Annotated in this window: 10 protein-coding genes; all 10 read left to right on the plus strand. The window is 66.1% G+C overall.

Translation table 11 applies throughout. From position 1 onward, the window contains the following. The first annotated feature begins 51 nt into the window (after window positions 1–51). Entirely contained in the window at window positions 52–1,143 is a 1,092-nt protein-coding gene (locus tag OHQ90_RS05765) for an alpha/beta hydrolase (protein ID WP_442941327.1), read from the plus strand. A gap of 325 nt (window positions 1,144–1,468) precedes the next feature. Continuing rightward, complete coding sequence (locus tag OHQ90_RS05770) at window positions 1,469–2,530, plus strand: alpha/beta hydrolase (RefSeq protein WP_328408021.1); 1,062 nt, start codon at window positions 1,469–1,471, stop codon at window positions 2,528–2,530. A 351-nt stretch (window positions 2,531–2,881) separates the two neighbouring features. Continuing rightward, window positions 2,882–3,925, plus strand: a complete 1,044-nt coding sequence (locus OHQ90_RS05775; RefSeq protein WP_328408023.1) for an alpha/beta hydrolase — start codon at window positions 2,882–2,884, stop codon at window positions 3,923–3,925. Window positions 3,926–4,206: 281 nt separating this feature from the next. Beyond that, complete coding sequence (locus tag OHQ90_RS05780) at window positions 4,207–5,241, plus strand: alpha/beta hydrolase (RefSeq protein ID WP_328408025.1); 1,035 nt, start codon at window positions 4,207–4,209, stop codon at window positions 5,239–5,241. Between the two features lie 263 nt (window positions 5,242–5,504). Further along, window positions 5,505–7,277, plus strand: coding sequence for an alpha/beta hydrolase-fold protein (locus tag OHQ90_RS05785; RefSeq protein ID WP_328412587.1), 1,773 nt, complete (start codon window positions 5,505–5,507; stop codon window positions 7,275–7,277). Window positions 7,278–7,379: 102 nt separating this feature from the next. Beyond that, window positions 7,380–7,916 (plus strand): DUF732 domain-containing protein, encoded by a 537-nt coding sequence (locus tag OHQ90_RS05790; RefSeq protein WP_328408027.1) that lies wholly within the window; start codon window positions 7,380–7,382, stop codon window positions 7,914–7,916. Between the two features lie 14 nt (window positions 7,917–7,930). Continuing rightward, window positions 7,931–8,905, plus strand: a complete 975-nt coding sequence (locus OHQ90_RS05795; RefSeq protein WP_328412588.1) for a cutinase family protein — start codon at window positions 7,931–7,933, stop codon at window positions 8,903–8,905. A 194-nt stretch (window positions 8,906–9,099) separates the two neighbouring features. Next, window positions 9,100–10,119 carry an LLM class F420-dependent oxidoreductase gene (locus tag OHQ90_RS05800; RefSeq protein WP_328408029.1) on the plus strand — a complete coding sequence of 340 codons (1,020 nt, stop codon included), beginning with the start codon at window positions 9,100–9,102 and terminating at the stop codon, window positions 10,117–10,119. Window positions 10,120–10,312: 193 nt separating this feature from the next. After that, the gene (gene fadD32, locus OHQ90_RS05805) at window positions 10,313–12,226 is read left to right on the plus strand and encodes a long-chain-fatty-acid--AMP ligase FadD32 (protein ID WP_328408030.1); all 1,914 of its coding nucleotides are present in this window, start codon (window positions 10,313–10,315) and stop codon (window positions 12,224–12,226) included. A gap of 114 nt (window positions 12,227–12,340) precedes the next feature. Beyond that, on the plus strand, window positions 12,341–17,743 hold the full coding sequence (gene pks13, locus OHQ90_RS05810) for a polyketide synthase Pks13 (RefSeq protein WP_328408032.1): 5,403 nt from the start codon (window positions 12,341–12,343) through the stop codon (window positions 17,741–17,743). The last annotated feature ends 29 nt before the right edge of the window (window positions 17,744–17,772 follow it).

Genomic DNA, 17,772 nt, shown 5'->3' on the forward strand with positions numbered 1-17,772 from the left:
GTCACCGTAAATCGATCGGGATTCGGTCGGACGAAGAAAGGGTCCAAACAGATGCGAGGCGTTATCGGGCGTAAGGCCGAAAGTGGACGTCTGAGGTCCCGGATAGCCGGTTCGTGGTTCAAGCGGTCGGTGCTGATGTCGCTGGCCGTTTTGCTACCGCTCGGGGTGTCGGTGGCAGGACCTGGCGCCACCGCGTCGGCAGCGTTCAATCCCGACGCGTTCGACTTCTGGGTCGACTCGTCGATGGGGCCGATCAAGTCGCGGATCTTCCGCGCGGCGGACGGCAACACCGGACGCGTGGTGTACGCGCTGGACGGCATGCGGGCCCGCGGCGACATCAACGGCTGGGAGGCCGAGACCGAGATCGCCCGCGAGCTCACCAAGTGGAACATCAACGTCGTCATGCCGGTCGGCGGACCGTCCAGCTTCTACGCGGACTGGAACGCGCCGGGCAACTTCCTCGGCCTCAACACCGGTTCGTCGGGGTCGGCCAACGGCTCCTCGTCGGGTTCCGCGATGACGGGTTCCTCGGGCTGGAACGAGACGCTGGGTAAGAACAACACCTACAAGTGGGAATCGTTCCTCACCAACAACCTGCGTTGGGCGCTGCGGGACCGGCTCGGCTTCAACCCGAACGGCAACGGCGTCTTCGGCTTGTCCATGGGCGGCAGTGCCGCGCTGACACTGGCCGCCTACCACCCGGACCAGTTCCGGTACGCGGGTTCGTACTCGGGCTACCTGAACATCTCCGCGCCGGGTATGCGTGAAGCGCTGCGTGTGGCCATGATCAGTGCCGGTGGCTACAACATCGACGCGATGGCGCCGCCGTGGGGCCCGCAGTGGCTGCGGATGGACCCGTTCGTCTTCGCGCCGCGACTGATCGCGAACGGCACCAGGGTGTGGGTCGCCGCCGGTAGCGCGCTGCCGGGTCCCGCCGACGCGACATCGCCGCTGGATATCCTGCAGGGCACTCCGCTCGAGGCGCTCGCGCTGGTCAACACCAGGGCCTTCCAGGTCCGCATGATGAGCCTCGGTGCGCAGAATGTCACCTACAGCTTCCCTTCGGTCGGTATCCATAACTGGCGCAACTGGGAGGCCGAGGTCTACCGGATGATTCCGGACCTCTCGGCCAACATCGGGTGAATCATGAGCCCGGCTCTGTAGAGCCGGGGACGCGGTGAAACCGGCCGCCTGGTGCGCATGCACCAGGCGGCCTTTTTCGTTATCCGAAACAGGGCGTCCCCAGCCCCCTTGACAACGAATGTGCACCGACGAACGCTGCACTTCTTGTGGCTTGAATCACTTTCCAGCAACATAGAAGCATTCGCTTGCGATTGATACACGGAGAACATGCACACAGGTGGAAACGTCCGTTTTATGGAGTTTCCCCGCCTGAATGCCCGATGAGGGGGCTGGTCGAGATTGCTAATCATTTGCCGACCGCCTTCTGAATGAAAGGTCGAGAGGAATGCGAAGTCCGCGCTGGAAACGTAGGCCCGATAGCTCTGCAGCCCAGGCTTCCCGGTTGCGTAAGTGGGCTGTCGGAGTAACGGTCGCCCTGCTCATGCCGCTGGGGATCACCATTGCGGGCATCGGCGCAACAGCATCGGCAGCATTCGATCCCGCCGCGTTCGATTTCTGGGTCGACTCCGGCATGGGTCCGATCAAGACCAGAGTCCTGCGCGCCGCGGACGGCAACACCAACCGCGTCGTCTATGTGCTCGACGGTATGCGGGCCCGCGAGGACCTGAACGGCTGGGAGATCGAAACCAACATCGCCGAGATGCTGGCGAGTAACAACATCAACGTGGTCATGCCGGTCGGTGGCCAGTCGAGCTGGTATGCCGACTGGAACGCGCCGAGCGAATTCTTCGGCGTTCCCGCGGGCGCTGGTTCGTCCTCCGGCTCGGGTGCCATGAATGTGCTCTCCGGCGGTCCCGGCAAAAGCTACCGGTACCAGTGGGAGTCCTTCCTGGCCGACAACCTGCGCGGGGCGCTGCGGGACCGGCTCGGCTTCAACCCGAACCGCAACGGCGTCTTCGGCCTGTCGACCGGAGGCAGCGCGGCACTGACACTGGCCGCCTACCACCCGGATCAGTTCAGCTTCGCCGGCTCGTTCTCGGGCTACCTGAACAACTCCGCGCCCGGCATGCGTGAGGTCATCCGGGCCGGCATGATCGACGCCGGCGGCTACAACGTGGACTCGATGGCGCCGCCGTGGGGCCCGCAGTGGCTGCGGATGGACCCGTTCGTCTTCGCGCCGCGACTGATCGGCAACGGGACCCGACTGTGGATCGCCGCGGGCAGCGGCAGGCCGGGCGCAACCGACGCGCCGAGCTTCAACACCCTCACCGGCATGGGGCTGGAGAGCTTGGCGTTGATCAATACGCGCGCCTTCCAAGTGCGGATGGCCGCACTCGGCGCATCCAACGTCGTCTATTCCTTCCCGGAATTCGGCATCCATGCGTGGAACAACTGGCAGGACGAGGTCTACCGGATGACTCCCGACCTGTCGGCGAACATCGGCTGACGTGCACCACAACGGACCGCCCGGCACCCCTTCGGCGCCGGGCGGTCCGTTTGTATTTGCCCGAATAATCGCCTGTGTGCATGATGTTCGCTGATTAGTTGCTGTCGGAAGAATTTCGGTGCTGCGGTACTCCTTGCGACGCTGACCGCATGTTGGTTCGGCAAATCTCTGATTTTTTATCACGATCCGGTATCGCAGTGCGTTTCAACCGGGATCAGCTTCGAATAGCTGCCTATGAAGAGCGGTAGCGCCACGACCTGCCCGGTGCGGAGAGTCGTCGGTGTTGAACGTCGATCCTCATGCACGACAGTTGCGGTCAACGGTGATCGCACGGGCGAAAGGTCGAATCGAATGCGATCAGGCGTGGTACGCGGAAATGTTGCCGATGAGCACGGATGCATACTCGAAGCCGACGGGCGTGGTCGTCGCCGTCGGTGGCTGCGCCGGTCCGTCGCCGGCGTGGCCTTCGCGCTCGCCCTGCCGTTCGGAATCGCAGTCACCGACTTCGCCACACCGGCTGTGGCGAGCTTCGATCCGGCCGGTCAAGATTTCTGGGTCGACTCCAACATGGGCCCGATCAAGACCAGGATCTTCCGCGCCGCCGACGGCAATACCAACCGCGTCGTCTATGCCCTCGACGGTCTGCGGGCCCGTAACGACCTCAGCGGCTGGGAAATCGACACCGACATCTCCCGGGTGCTTCCGCAGTGGAATATCAACGTTGTGATGCCGATCGGCGGGATGTCCAGCTTCTATTCGGACTGGATCGCACCGAGCAACACCAATGGCCAGCAGCGCCCCTACGCATGGGAAACGTTCCTGACCGAGAATCTGCGCTGGGCGCTGCGCGATCGGCTCGGCTTCAATCCGAACGGCAACGGCGTATTCGGTTTGTCCATGGGCGGCAGCGCCGCGCTCGCGCTCGCCGCCTATCACCCGGATCAATTCCGGTACGCGGGCTCGTATTCGGGCTACCTGAATATCTCCGGACCCGGCATGAGGGAGGGCTTGCGGCTGGCCCTGCTCGACGCGGGCGGATACAACATCGACGCCATGTGGGGCCCGCCGTGGGATCCGCGCTGGCTGCGCAACGACCCGTTCATGTTCGCACCGTTGTTGCGTGCGAACGGAACTCGGCTCTGGATTTCGTCCGGCAACGGCCAGAGCGGTCCGCGTGACGTAGTCAACAATCCGCTCGACGCCTACAACCTCAGCAATGCAATGACGCTGGAGACGATCGCGCTCGCCAATACGCGGGCCTTCCAGCTGCGTCTGGACTCACTCGGCCCGACGAATGTGCACTTCGACTACACGCCCATCGGCGTGCACAACTGGCCTTACTGGGCCGACCAGGTCTACAAGATGCTGCCCGACCTCAGCGCCAATCTGGGGTGAATTCCCGATCGGGGACGACATCTCCGAGCGAACGCGATAAGGTCACCGCACGATCACAGGTGTGTGTATGGGCGGATTTCGGCCACCCGGTTGCTTAGGCTTCCGGCGTCGAATATCGTCCAGCGAGCGCAAGTGTGACCAGATCGTTGTAGCGCCGTCGTTTTGCGTCGGAATGTCGGGGTCCGATGCACATGTGACGTGCGTCTCGTTCGAAGCACGGGTGCTGCCCGGCCCTCATGGGCTACCGGCGGTACCACAACAGCAGAAAGAGAGCAGGATTCATGCGTTTCGGCAGGGCGGCCGGCCCGAAGAGAAGCACGGGACGGCGAGTCACCCCTCGCGGTTGGCGTCATCGAATTCTGGCTGTCGGTGCCGCAGCACTTGCGCTACCGATTGCCGCCGGAGTGGCGGCCCCGACCGTTGCCACGGCCGCCCCGGCGCACAGCCCTGTGCTGCGCGCCCCCGCGGGTGGCTTCGAGGATCTGATGGTCCCCTCGGTCATGGGCCCGATCAAGGTTCAGGTGCAGTGGGCGGCGCGCGGCGGCAACGCGGCGCTGTATCTGCTCGACGGCCTGCGTGCTCGCGACGACCGCAATGCGTGGTCGTTCGAGACGAATGCGCTGCAGCAGTTCGGCAACGACAACATCTCGCTCATCATGCCGGTCGGCGGTCAGTCGAGCTTCTACACCGACTGGTACGCGCCGAGTAACACCAACGGCCAGAAGACCACCTACAAGTGGGAGACCTTCCTGACCAGGGAGCTCCCGGCCTTCCTCGAGGGTTACGGCGTCTCCCGCACCAACAACGCGATCGCGGGCCTGTCGATGGGCGGCAGCGCCGCGCTGGCCCTCGCCGCCTACCATCGCGATCAGTTCAAGCACGCCTCGTCCTTCTCCGGCTACCTGAACATCTCCGCGCCCGGTATGCGTGAGGCGATCCGTATCGCGATGCTGGACGCGGGCCGTTTCAACGTCGACTCGATGGCGGCGCCGTGGAGCCCGGCGTGGCTGCGGATGGATCCGTTCGTGTTCGCGCCGCAGCTCAAGGGCCTGCCGATGTACATCTCGGCGGCCAGCGGCCTCCCAGGTCAGTTCGACCGGCCGAACTCGGCGGTCGGCGCGTTCAACACCAGTAACGCCATGGCACTCGAGGCGCTGTCGCTGGTGAACACCCGCGCCTTCCAGGCTCGCCTCGCGACCCTGAGGATTCCGGCTCAGTTCGACTTCCCCGCCCAGGGCACCCACTCCTGGAAGTACTGGGAGGGTGAGCTTTTCAAGGCCCGCAACGGCATCCTGGATGCCACCGGCGGCTGGTGATCCAGCCACATAGACCGCGAACGGCGCCGCCTGCTTCCCCGACCAGGGAGCGGCGGCGCCGTTCGCGTTTCGGGTAACAGTGCCTGAGTACGCGGGGCGGCGGATTAGCTTGCTACCCGCGCGTCCTACCAGGTTGACCGCCCTTCCAGGGGTAGAAAACACTTGTGGCAGGGATCAGGGGCGGCAGGGGTAGACGCGGACGCGGCGACGCCCGCCGGGCTCGTAGGCGGTTCGCGCTGCTGGCCACCGCGGTGGCGCTGCCGATGGCCGCCGGGCTTTCGCCGCTGACCGCGCCCGCCACCGCGCAGCCAGAGGTCGCCGCCACCGCACCGGCAGGCGCGTCGGTGCAGAAAATGGTGTGGTTCACCGACCGCAGGGTCGCCCTGTGGATCAATTCGCCATCGATGGGCGCACCGGTCCAGGTGCAACTGCTGCTGGCCAGGGATTGGAACACCCGCCCGGAGGCCAGGTTTCCGCTGCTGTTCATGCTCGACGGTCTGCGCGCCACCGACGACGAGAACGGCTGGACCAAGGAGGCGGGCGCCGCCGACTTCTATGCCGACAAGAACGTCACCGTTGTGCTGCCGGTCGGCGGACAGTCGAGCTTCTACTCCGACTGGCTGCAGCCGAACAACGGCCACAACTACAAGTGGGAAACCTTCCTGACCAAGGAACTTCCGCCGCTACTCGAGAGCCAATGGCGGGCAACGGATGTGCGTGGCATGGAGGGCCTTTCGATGGGCGGCACGGCCGCGATGTTCTTGGCCGCGCGCAACCCGAGCTTCGTCAAGTACGCCGCGTCGTATTCCGGATTCCTCACCACGACCACCCTCGGTATGCCGCAGGCGATCCAGTTCGCCATGCGCGACGCGGGTGGGTTCGACTCCGCGGCGATGTGGGGTCCGCCGACCAGCCCGGAGTGGGACGGCCACGACCCGTACGCGCTGGCGGACAAGCTGAAGGGGATCAGCCTGTACGTGTCCAGCGGTAGCGGTGCGATCGGGCCATTCGACCAGGCCGCCGTCATTCCAGGGGTGAGCGCCAATTTCACGGGCATGGGTCTGGAGATTCTGTCGCGGCTCACCTCGCAGAACTTCGTGACCAAGCTCAGCAAGCTGACCATCCCGGCCCAGGTGAATTACCGTCCCTCCGGCACCCACTCGTGGCCGTACTGGGATTTCGAGATGCGGCAGTCCTGGCCGCAGGCCGCCGCCGCGCTCGGCATCGACACAGACATGGCGTCTTGCCGGGCAGGCGGCGCGATTGCCGCCGTGGCCACCGCCAATGGCTGGCTCGGCGACTGCGTCACCGCCGAATACCACGTGAACGGCGGTGTGGCCCAGGACTTCCGGTCCGGCCGGGTGTTCTACTCGCCCGCGACCGGCGCGCATACTGTCGGCGGCATGATCGGCGGCGGCTACCAGGCCGCGCTCGGTGCGGTCGGATTGCCGACCGACGACGAGCGCCCGCTGCCCGACGGCCGCGGCCGGTTCCAGGCCTTCCAGCACGGTTCGCTCTACTGGACGCCACAGACCGGCGCCCAGATGGTGCGCGGCGCGATCCTCGACGAGTGGGGCAAGCAGGGCTTCGAGCGCGGACCCGCGGGCTATCCGACCGCGCCGGAGGTCGAGACGCCGCACCGGGACGGCTCGGTGCAGGCCTTCGAGAACGGGCCTTTCTACTACAGCCCCAAGACCGGCGTCCACCGCCTGCAGGGGCTGATCATGGGCAAGTACGCCCAGCTGGGATACGAAAACAGCTGGCTGGGCTTCCCGGCAGCCGAAGAGCTGCCGCTGAAGGACTTGGGCCACTTCAGCAGGTTCGAGGGCGGCAACATCTACTGGAGTCCGCTGTCGGGAGCGTGGGCGGTCCGTTCGGGTCCGATCATGGACACCTGGAAGGACGTCGGTTACGAGAACGGCAAGCTCGGGTATCCGATCAGCGACGAGTTCACGGTTCCCGGCGGTTTCCAGCAGAATTTCCAGGCCGGTTTCATCGTGGTCCGCGACGGCAAACCCGAAGTTCACAGTATTTAATTCAGACCGGTCTGTTTGCTGACCGCCGCCGCCTCGTCGAAGGTTGCCGCTAGCCTGGTGGCGATCGGACCCTATTCGCGAACAGATCGAGGACACGAATTCATGCATCGGACCCGTGGAAAGGTACTCGGCGTCGCTGTGGCGCTCGCCGCCACCGGATTGCTCGCCGCATGCGGTGACAACGATTCGACGGCATCGAGCACTCCGAAGCTGACCCACACCACGACGGCTTCGCAGCCGCCTGCCACGTCGAGCAGCGCAGGTGGCGACACCGGGGCGCAGACGCCTGCTCCGGAGTCGCCCCAGCAGACGCCCGCCGAGACGGTCGCCCCCGAGCGCCCGCAGCCGGTGCCGACCGATGTCGTGCCACCGGGGGACACCGCCAAGCTCACCGACAAGGACAAGAAGTTCCTCGACGCGCTGAAGGAGAAAGGCGTCACCGCCTCCAGCCCGGACATCGCGCTGAGCATCGGCACCTATGTCTGCCAGGGCGTCGCGGCAGGCGCCTCCGAGCAGGACCTGACGACCTTCGTGAACGCGATGGCCGGATCCGACCCGTCCTTCGATCCGGCGAAGATGCCGGTCGAGAAGGTCGGCAAGATCTACATCGACACCGCTAAGCAGACGTACTGCCAGTGAGTGTCCGTCGAGGTATGGCCTCCCGCCGGTTGCGGCCGGTGGGATGTCTGGTGCTCCTCGTGGTCGTCGCGCTGGTCATCGTTCTCGTTCTGCTGCTGTGGTACCTGCTCGCGGGCAGACTTCGCCCGCCGGGTCCGGGTCCGGGACCGAAGCCTCCGGAGCGACCGACCTCGCAGCCTGCGAGCTGCCCGGATGTCCAGATGATCTCGGTGCCCGGCACCTGGGAGTCCAACAGCAACGACGACCCGCACAACCCGACGGCCAATCCGATCTCGTTGATGCTCAACATCTCCGGGCCGGTGCAGAGTCAGTTCCCGCCCGGCAGGCTGGATGTGTACACCGTCCCCTATGTCGCGCAGTTCTCGAATCCGATCGCGATTCCGCCGGACGGCCAGCAGTCCTACAACAACAGCCGTTCCGAGGGCGCGCAGCGGATGGTCGATGCGATGGCGAAGCGGCATCGGGAATGTCCGTTGACCACCTACGTGATCGCGGGCTTCTCGCAGGGCGCGGTCATCGGCGGCGACGTCGCCTCCCAAATCGCCGCAGGCAAGGGGCCCGTCCCCGCCGACCAGGTGCTGGGTGTGACGCTGATTGCCGATGGGCGGCGGACCAACGACAACGGACCGGGGCAGCCCATCCAGATCGGGAACCCGCCACTCGGTGTCGGCGCGGAGGTCGCGTTGAAGGGTTTGACCGTGCCGGGAATCACGATGACCGGTCCGCGGCCGGGCGGCTTCGGCTCGCTGGCCGACCGCACCTTCACGATTTGCGCACCGGGCGATCTGATCTGTGACTCGCCGCGACAGGCGTTGAACCCGCTGAACATCATCGGCAGCACAATGACGTTGATCCGCGCGGCGGGCAACCCGGTGCACAGTCTCTACAACGGTTTCGTGGTCGACAGCGAGGGAACAACCGCGACCCAATGGGCGGTGAACTGGGCGAACGGTCTGATCGAAGGGGCACCACACCCGCCGCACTCCTGAGAAGTCCACCTGTGAACAACCACATCGGCGAGGCCCGACAATAGGGCCATGCATGCCTGCATACCGAAGCCTCGTCAGTCGGACCGGAGCAGGCTGTAAAGTGCGCTGATGATCGCGACGCCGGCACTGCTGCCCCCAGGACCGGGGGCTGGCCGGCGCGCAGGCAATTTCCTTACAGCCAGGAGCATGAGTTCATGACAGAAGCCGCCGCACCGGCTGGTGAGTTGACCGCGTTGGGTACGCCGCTGCGTAACTTCCGCTTCGCGGCCGCGGGCGAAGGAAACAAGCAAGAGGGCGGTGCCCGCAAGTTCATTCAGACGGCGCAGCAGGCCGAGGAGTACGGCTTCGACACTTTCGTCGTGCCCGATCACCTCGGTGACCAGATCGGTCCGATCGCCGCGCTCGGCGCCCTGACGCAGGCTACCGAGAAGATCCGACTCGGAACGTCGGTGCTGGCCAATGGTTTCCGGCATCCTGTGGTGCTCGCCAAGGATCTCGCCACCATCGATGTGCTGTCGAAGGGCCGCCTCGAGGTCGGCGTCGGCGCGGGCTGGAAGCAGGACGAGTTCGCCGCCGCCGGGCTGCCCTACGAGACGCCCGGCATTCGGCTGGAGAAGCTCGACGAGACCTTGACCATCCTCGATGTGCTGCTGCGTGGCCAGGAATGCACCTTCGAGGGCAAGCACTACCAGGTCAACGGCATCAAGGGCACGCCGCGTCCGCGTCAGGGTCCGCGCCCGCCGATCTGCACCGGCGGTGGCGGCCCGAAGATGCTCCGGCTGGCCGCCAAGCACGCCGACATCATCTCGATCGTTCCGGTCACCACCAAGAACGGCAAAGGTCTGCTCTCGGGCATCACCATGTCCAAGACCATCGAGAAGGTGAACCTGATCCGCGAAGCCGCGGGCGATCGGTTCGCCGACATCGAGCTGAACTGGGCCATCACCGCGATCGTCATCACCGACGACCGTGAGAAGACCGCGGAAATGGCCCTTTCCGCGATCGATCGAGGCCTGCACCCCGACCTCGAGGTCGACGTGAAGCTCTCTGTCGAGGAGATTCTCGAATCGCCGTATGTGGCCATCGGCACATTCGAGGAGATTGCCGAGCAGATCCGCCGGGTGCGCGAGCTCACATCGATGTCCTACGTCGGTGTGTTCCCCACCCAGATGGACGCTTTCGCGCCGGTTATTCCACTGCTGCGGGATGAGTGAGCCGCTCTTCTCTGTAACATGACTCTGGTTTGAGAACATCTAGCCGATAGCGGTCACCGCGCAGACCGCAACAAAATCTGCAGGCTGGCTCTTTGTATGTAGAGCACCCGCGGGCGATAGCGAGTCGGGGCCTCACAGGTAACAGCGGCGATGTCGCCGTCTTGCTGCGATGTGCCTCGGAGGAGAAGAAGGAATGGAAGAGACTTTCGACGACTACCTGGACGAAACCGGGAACATCCGTATTCCCGAGGATCACACCCTGGTCGATCACGTCGAGAAGCACACTCGGAACGACGCGAACACCCTGGCCTATCGCTACATCGATTACTCGCGTGAACGTGATGGTGAAGCTCAGGAACTGACGTGGCGTGAATTCGGCATCCGGCTGCGCGCGGTGGCCGCTCGACTGCAGCAGGTGACCAACCCGGGTGACCGGGTCGCGATCCTGGCGCCGCAGGGCCTCGATTACGTGATCTCCTTCTTCGCCGCGATCTACGCGGGCACCATCTCGGTGCCGCTGTTCGACCCCGATGAGCCGGGTCACACCGACCGGCTGCATGCGGTGCTCGGCGACTGTGAGCCTGCTGCCATCCTCACCGCGAGCTCCTCCGCGGCCGGGGTGCGCCAGTTCTTCCGCTCGCTGCCCGCCGCGCAGCGCCCGCGCATCATCGCCGTCGACGCGATCCCCGACAGTGTCGGCGACACCTGGGTGCGTCCCGACATCGCGATCGATGACATCGCCTACCTGCAGTACACCTCGGGTTCCACGCGGACCCCGGCCGGTGTCGAGATCACCCACCGGGCGGTCGGCACCAACCTCCTGCAGATGGTCGATGCCATCAACCTGGACTGGAATTCTCGCGGTGTCACCTGGCTGCCGCTGTTCCACGACATGGGCTTGTTGACGGTGATCTTGCCCGCGGTCGGCGGCAAATACATCACGATCATGTCGCCGAGCGCTTTCGTGCGTCGCCCCTACCGCTGGATCAAGGAACTGGCCGCCGCCTCCGACGGCGCCGGAACCTTCGCTGCCGCACCGAACTTCGCGTTCGAGCACGCCGCGGCGCGTGGTCTGCCGAAGAACGGCGAGTCCCTCGACTTGTCGAACGTGATCGGCCTGATCAACGGCAGTGAGCCGGTGACGACCTCGTCGATGAAGAAGTTCAACGACGCCTTCGCGCCGTTCGGTCTGCCCAAAACCGCGATCAAGCCCTGCTACGGCATGGCGGAGGCGACGCTGTTCGTCTCGGCGACCAAGGCCGAGGACGAGGCCAAGGTGGTCTACGTCGACCGCGACGAGCTCAATGCGGGTCGCATGGTGAAGGTCGAGCAGGGCACCGAGAATGCCATCGCTCAGGTGAGCTGTGGCTTTGTGGCGCTGTCGCAGTGGGCCGTGATCGTCGACCCGGACGCCATCGACGACGACGCGGGCCGCGAGCTGCCCGACGGCCGGGTCGGTGAGATCTGGCTGCATGGCAACAACATGGGCATCGGCTACTGGGGTCGTCCGGACGAGACCTACGCGACCTTCAAGAACAAGGTCGCCCATCGCCTGCCCGAGGGCAGCCACGCCGACGGCGCCGAGGACGACGCCAACTGGATGCGCACCGGCGACTACGGCGTGTATCTCGATGGCGAGCTGTACATCACCGGTCGCGTGAAGGACCTGGTGATCGTCGACGGTCGCAACCACTACCCGCAGGATCTGGAGTTCTCCGCACAGGAGGCGAGCAAGGCGCTGCGACCGGGCTTCGTCGCCGCGTTCTCGGTGCCCGCCAACCAGCTACCTGCCGAAGTTTTCGACCAGGGCAGCCATTCGGGCCTGCAGTTCGACGCCGACGATGCCTCCGAGCAGCTCGTCATCGTGGGTGAGCGTGGTCCGGGCGCAGGCAAGGCCGACCCGCTGCCCATCGCCGACGCGGTCCGCGCGGCCGTGTCGCAGCGCCACGGTGTGACCGTGCGTGACGTGCTGCTGGTGCCCGCGGGTTCGATCCCGCGCACCTCCAGCGGCAAGATCGCTCGGCGCGCCTGCAAGACTGCTTATCTGGAGGGAACGCTGCGCGGGGGTTACACCCAGCAGGCATTCCCCGATGCTCCGGAAGAGTAATTGCCCGCAGGGGTGATTCGGCGAGCCGACCATCGATGCTCGGCGCCGAACACCCCCATGCCGAGCGTCAATTCCAGGCGCGCCCGGTACGCAGACAGGTAGCTTGAGGAATTGATGGCTGACAACGAGGGCACGCCCACCCAGACGACCGATATTGCGCGCGCCGAGGCGGACGCAATCGATACTCCTGACGCAGGAGAGGCTACGCAGTCCGCTGCGGAGTCCGCCGCCGCGACGGAGCTGTCCGTTGCGGAGCTGCGGGAGTGGCTGCGGCGCTGGGTTTCCGACGCGACCGGTCAACCCGTGGAGAACATCACGGTGGACCGGCCGATGGAGGAATTCGGGCTGGCCTCGCGCGATGCCATCGCGCTCGGTGGTGACATCGAAGAGCTCACCGGTGTCGTGCTGACGGCGACGGTGGTCTACCAGCATCCGACGATCGCGTCGCTGGCGGAGGTCGTCATCAATGGTGATCCGGAGTTGCCGCAGGAATCCGACGACGACTCGTTCTACACGGCCGGGTACCAGCCGGGCGAGGCGCACGACATCGCGATCGTCGGTCTTTCGACCCGGCTGCCCGGCGCGGGCGACACCCCTGAGTCGACCTGGGAATTCCTGATCAACCGCGGCGACGCGATTCGGGACCTCCCGGAGGGCCGGTGGGAAGAGTTCACCAGTGAGCCCGCGGTTGCCGCGGCGGTTGCCGAGGGCAACACCCTGGGCGGCTACCTCGACCAGGAGGTCCTCAAGGGCTTCGACGCGGAGTTCTTCGCGATGTCGCCGATCGAGGTCGAGCGGGTCGATCCGCAGCAGCGCCTGATGATGGAGCTGACCTGGGAAGCGTTGGAGCACGCCAGGATTCCGGCGAGTGAGCTCAAGGGTGAGCCGGTCGGCGTCTTCATCGGCTCGTCCAGCAACGAATTCCAGTTGATCGCCGCGCTCGGGCTGGGCAATCCCGATCCGAACGTGCCCGCCTCGGCCGAGGCGTACGCCATCATGGGCAGCGTTTCCAGCATCATCCCCAACCGGGTGTCCTACTTCTTCGACTTCCGCGGCCCGTCGGTCGCCATCGACACCGCCTGCTCGTCGACGATGGTCGCCGTGCACCAGGCGGTGCGCGCGCTGCGTGACGGCGACGCGAATCTGGCGCTGGCAGGCGGTGTGAACATGCTGCTTTCGCCGATGGCAACGCTCGGCTTCGACCGCAACGGCGGCGTCGCCAAGAACGGCCACATCAAGGCCTTCTCCGCCGATGCCGACGGCATGGTCCGCTCCGAGGGCGGCGGTCTGGTCGTGCTGAAGCGGCTTGCCGACGCCGAGCGTGACGGCGACCATATCTACGCGGTGATCAAGGGTTCCGCGGTCAACAATGACGGCCGGTCCAACGGCCTGCTCGCGCCGAACCCGGACGCGCAGGCCGACGTATTGCGCCGTGCCTACCGCGACGCGGGTATTGCGCCGTCGACTGTCGACTACATCGAGGCGCACGGCACCGGCACCCTGATCGGTGACCCGATCGAGGCCGACGCACTCGGACGGGTGGTCGGCCGCGGTCGCGAGGACGACAAGCCCGCGCTGCTCGGTTCGGCCAAGTCCAACTTCGGGCACCTCGAGTCCGGCGCGGGTGCGGCCAGCCTGGCCAAGGTGATCATGGCGTTCCAGCACAATGTGCTGCCGCCGAGCATCAACTTCGTCGGCCCCAACCCGTACATCCCGTTCGACCAGGCGCACCTGAAGGTCGTCGCCGAGCCGACGGAATTCCCGCGCTACAGCGGTACCGCGACCGTCGGCATCTCCGGATTCGGCTTCGGCGGCACCAACGCGCACATCGTGCTGCAGGAATATGTGCCCGCGCAGGCCACGGCCGAGGCGCAGCCCGTGTCCGAGGATGTCGCAGCAGACGCGGAGACCACCGAGGTTGCGGTCGAGTCCGTCGCGGAGACCACCGAGGTTGCGGTCGAGTCCGTCGCGGAGACCACCCCGACCGCGGCGTCCGAGGCGGAATGGTCGGCCGAGCGCGAAGAGCCGATGCCGGTGATCCTGGCTGTGTCGGCGTACTTGCCCTCGCGTCGTCGTCGTGCCGCGGCGGACCTGGCCGACTGGCTGGAGTCCGACGCCGGGCGCGATGTCCCGCTCGCGGATGTGGCGCGGTCGCTGGCCAAGCGTAGCCACCACCGTTCGCGCGGTGTGGTGCTTGCCAAGACTCATGAGGAGGCGGTCGCCGGCCTGCGCGCTATCGCGGCGGGTAAGCCCGGCGCAGGTGTTTTCACCGCGGACGCCCCCGCCGCCAACGGCCCGATCTGGGTGCTCGCCGGTTTCGGCGCGCAGCACCGCAAGATGGGCAAGCAGCTGTACCTGGAGAACTCGATCTTCCGCAAGACCGTCGACGAGGTCGACGAGCTGGTGATGGACGAGGCCGGGTACTCGGTGCGCGAGATGATCCTGGACGACAACCAGGACTACAACGTGGGCACCTCGCAGGTCGGCATCTTCACCATCCAGATCGGCCTGGCCGCGCTGCTGCGCGCGCACGGTGCCGAACCCGATGCGGTGGTCGGTCATTCGATGGGCGAGGTCGCAGGCGCCTATATCGCCGGTGGTCTCCCGCTCGAGGACGCGGTGCGCGTGATTTGCGCCCGCTCGCGCCTGATGGGTGAGGGCGAGGCCATGATCAGCGACGCCGACGTGCGCAATATGGCGCTGGTCGAGCTCAGCGCCGACGACGTCGAGAAGATGCTCGTCGACTACCCGGACGTGGAATGCGCGGTGTACGCCGCGCCGACGAACACGGTGATCGGCGGCCCGCAGGACCAGGTCGCGGCCATCGTGGCGCAGGTCGAGGCGGCAGGAAAATTCTCTCGGGTGCTGCAGACCCGCGGCGCGGGGCACACCTCGCAGATGGATCCGCTGCTCGGTGAGCTCGCGGCCGAGCTGGCGGGTATCGAGCCGACCAGGTTGAAGGCGGGCCTCTACTCGACTGTCAACAAGGAGCAGTTCTACCGCGCGGGCAGCGATCCGGTGCACGACGAGGACTACTGGGTCAAGAACATGCGCCACGCGGTGTACTTCACCAATGCGGTGAAGCTCGCGGTGGACACCGGGCACACCACGTTCCTGGAGCTGGCCCCGAATTCCGTTGCGCTGATGCAGGTCCTCGGCACTACCTTCGCGGCGGGCCTGCACGACGCGCAGCTCATCCCGACGCTCAAGCGCAAGGAAGACGAGTCGGCGGGCGTGATCGCCGCGCTGGCCCAGCTGTACGTGCACGGGCACCGCGTCGAGCTGTCCTCGCTGCTGCCGGTGGGCGACTACGCCGATATTCCGCGGACCGCGTTCCTGCGCAAGCAATACTGGCCGAAGGCCCGGATGTCCTCCGGCGGAGGCAACGACCGGGTGCCGGGCGCCCACGTCGCGCTGCCCGATGGCAGGCACGTGTGGGAGGTGCAGGCATCGACCGTCACCGACCTGGCCGCGCTGGTGAATGCCGCTGCGGCACAGGTGCTCAGCGATGTGTCGCTGGGTGCATCGATCCCGCACGCGGCGCTGCCGGACACGGGAACACTGACCACCACGCTGACGCCGCATCTCGGTGGCGCGTCGGTACAGGTGCACGCCCGCGCGGGCGCGACCTTCCAACTGCTGTTCGAGGCGGTCGTCACCTCCGGTGCGCCGCTGCCCGAAATCGTTGTGGCCGCACCTGTTCCGGGTGCCGCGCTCGCGACGACCGGTGACGCGGACATCGAGATCGTCGAAACCTTCGGTGACCGTTGGGATCCGGAAGGCACGCAGCCGCTGGAGGAGCGGCTGGCGCTGATCGTCGCCGAGTCGATGGGCTATGCGGTCGAGGATCTGCCGATGGAGATCCCGCTGATGGAGCTCGGCCTCGACTCGCTGATGGCGATGCGCATCAAGAACCGGGTCGAGTACGAATTCAATATTCCGCAGCTGCAGATCCAGGCCGTGCGCGACGCGAACCTGAACGAGGTCGGCAAGGTGCTGCGCTACGCCATCGACCACCGTGAAGAAATGCAGGCGATGGCCGACAAGCAGGCCGCCGGCGAGGAAATCGTGGTCGACGGTGGGTTCATGGCCGCGGCCCGCGCCGCACTGGAGGCGGGCGAGGATCCGGCGGCAGCGGTGGCGAATGTGGCCGCCGCCGAAGGGGTTTCGCTGAACGCCGAGAGCACGTCGGTGGAGTCGGAAGCCGAAGCGATCGTCGCGGAGGCCGAGACGGCCGCAGGCGTTACCGGGGCCGCCGCAGGCACGGCGACTCCCGCCGCGGGCTCGGCCGCGCAGCATGCTGCCGCCGAGGCGAAGGACGTCGCGATCGAGCGGTCGCTCGACACCGTGGACACCACTGTGGAAGCCGCCGCCGAAGCGGTCGTCGCGCAGGCTCCCGCGGCGGTCGAGTCCGTGTTCGGTGCACCGCAGCAGGCCGACGAGGACGACGTGCCACCGCGTGACGCCGCCGAGCGGTTGACCTTCGCCACCTGGGCCATCGTCACCGGAAAGTCGGCGGGCGGCATCTTCAACACCCTGCCGATCCTGGAGGAGGAACTCGCCGAGAAGCTGGCGGCCCGACTCACGGAGCGAGTCAAGGCCGAGGTCACCGTCGACGACGTGCTCGACTGCGAGACCATCGAACAGCTGGCCGATATCGTGCGCGAGCTGCAGGACAGCGGCGCCGATGTGGACGGCTTCATCCGGCCGCTGCGCCCCCGCGCCGAGGGTTCGAATGCCGTGCCGGTCTTCGTGTTCCACCCGTCGGGTGGCAATACGCTGGTCTACGAGCCGCTGCTCAAGCGGCTGCCGTCCGACACTCCGATGTACGGCTTCGAACGCGTCGAGGGCGACATCGTGGAGCGCGCGCGTCAGTATCTGCCCGAACTGCGCAAGATCCAGGGCAACGGTCCGTATGTGCTGTACGGCTGGTCGCTCGGTGCGGTGTTCGCGCTGCAGGTCGCGCAGCTGCTGCGGGCCGAGGCCGCCGATGTGCGCATCGTCGGGCTGATCGACCTGGCCATCCCGACCGAGGGCGAGGACAACAGCCCCGAAGAGCGGGTGCGTCGCGTCGAGCGTTACCAGGCCTTCGCGAAGAAGACCTATGGCGTCGAGGGCGAGCTGGATCGCGAGCAGTTGGAGACGTTGGCCGCGGCCTCCGATGAAGAACAGTTCAAGATGATCAGCGATCTCATCAAGATCAGCGGCACCAAGATCCCCGGCGGTGTGCTCGAGCATCAGCGCACCTCGTGGATCGAGGGTCGCCACTTGGCCAAGACCACTCCGACGCATTATGACGGCGATGTGGTGCTGTACCTGGCGGATCGCTATCACGACGGCATGATCGAGCTGGAGCCGCGCTACGCCGATCGGCGGCCCAACGGTGGCTGGGACGAGTACATTCCCAATCTCGAGGTCATCCACATCGCGGGCGATCACTTGCAGATCGTCGACGAACCGCGGATCGGGAAGATCGGAGCCGACCTCACCGCGAAGCTTGCAGTGATTGCCCCCTGAGGGGCCGCACCACCTGATGAGAGGGGCCA

The sequence above is a fragment of the Nocardia sp. NBC_00403 genome, assembly GCF_036046055.1.
In the GTDB taxonomy this organism is placed as follows: domain Bacteria; phylum Actinomycetota; class Actinomycetes; order Mycobacteriales; family Mycobacteriaceae; genus Nocardia.

Excerpts from the sequence above, each read along its gene's own strand:
- OHQ90_RS05800 (WP_328408029.1), top strand. The coding sequence starts at position 9,100 with ATGACAGAAGCCGCCGCACCGGCTGGTGAGTTGACCGCGTTGGGTACG.
- OHQ90_RS05765 (WP_442941327.1), top strand. The coding sequence starts at position 52 with ATGCGAGGCGTTATCGGGCGTAAGGCCGAAAGTGGACGTCTGAGGTCC.
- pks13 (WP_328408032.1), top strand. The coding sequence starts at position 12,341 with ATGGCTGACAACGAGGGCACGCCCACCCAGACGACCGATATTGCGCGC.
- fadD32 (WP_328408030.1), top strand. The coding sequence starts at position 10,313 with ATGGAAGAGACTTTCGACGACTACCTGGACGAAACCGGGAACATCCGT.
- OHQ90_RS05790 (WP_328408027.1), top strand. The coding sequence starts at position 7,380 with ATGCATCGGACCCGTGGAAAGGTACTCGGCGTCGCTGTGGCGCTCGCC.
- OHQ90_RS05795 (WP_328412588.1), top strand. The coding sequence starts at position 7,931 with ATGGCCTCCCGCCGGTTGCGGCCGGTGGGATGTCTGGTGCTCCTCGTG.
- OHQ90_RS05785 (WP_328412587.1), top strand. The coding sequence starts at position 5,505 with ATGGCCGCCGGGCTTTCGCCGCTGACCGCGCCCGCCACCGCGCAGCCA.
- OHQ90_RS05780 (WP_328408025.1), top strand. The coding sequence starts at position 4,207 with ATGCGTTTCGGCAGGGCGGCCGGCCCGAAGAGAAGCACGGGACGGCGA.
- OHQ90_RS05770 (WP_328408021.1), top strand. The coding sequence starts at position 1,469 with ATGCGAAGTCCGCGCTGGAAACGTAGGCCCGATAGCTCTGCAGCCCAG.
- OHQ90_RS05775 (WP_328408023.1), top strand. The coding sequence starts at position 2,882 with ATGCGATCAGGCGTGGTACGCGGAAATGTTGCCGATGAGCACGGATGC.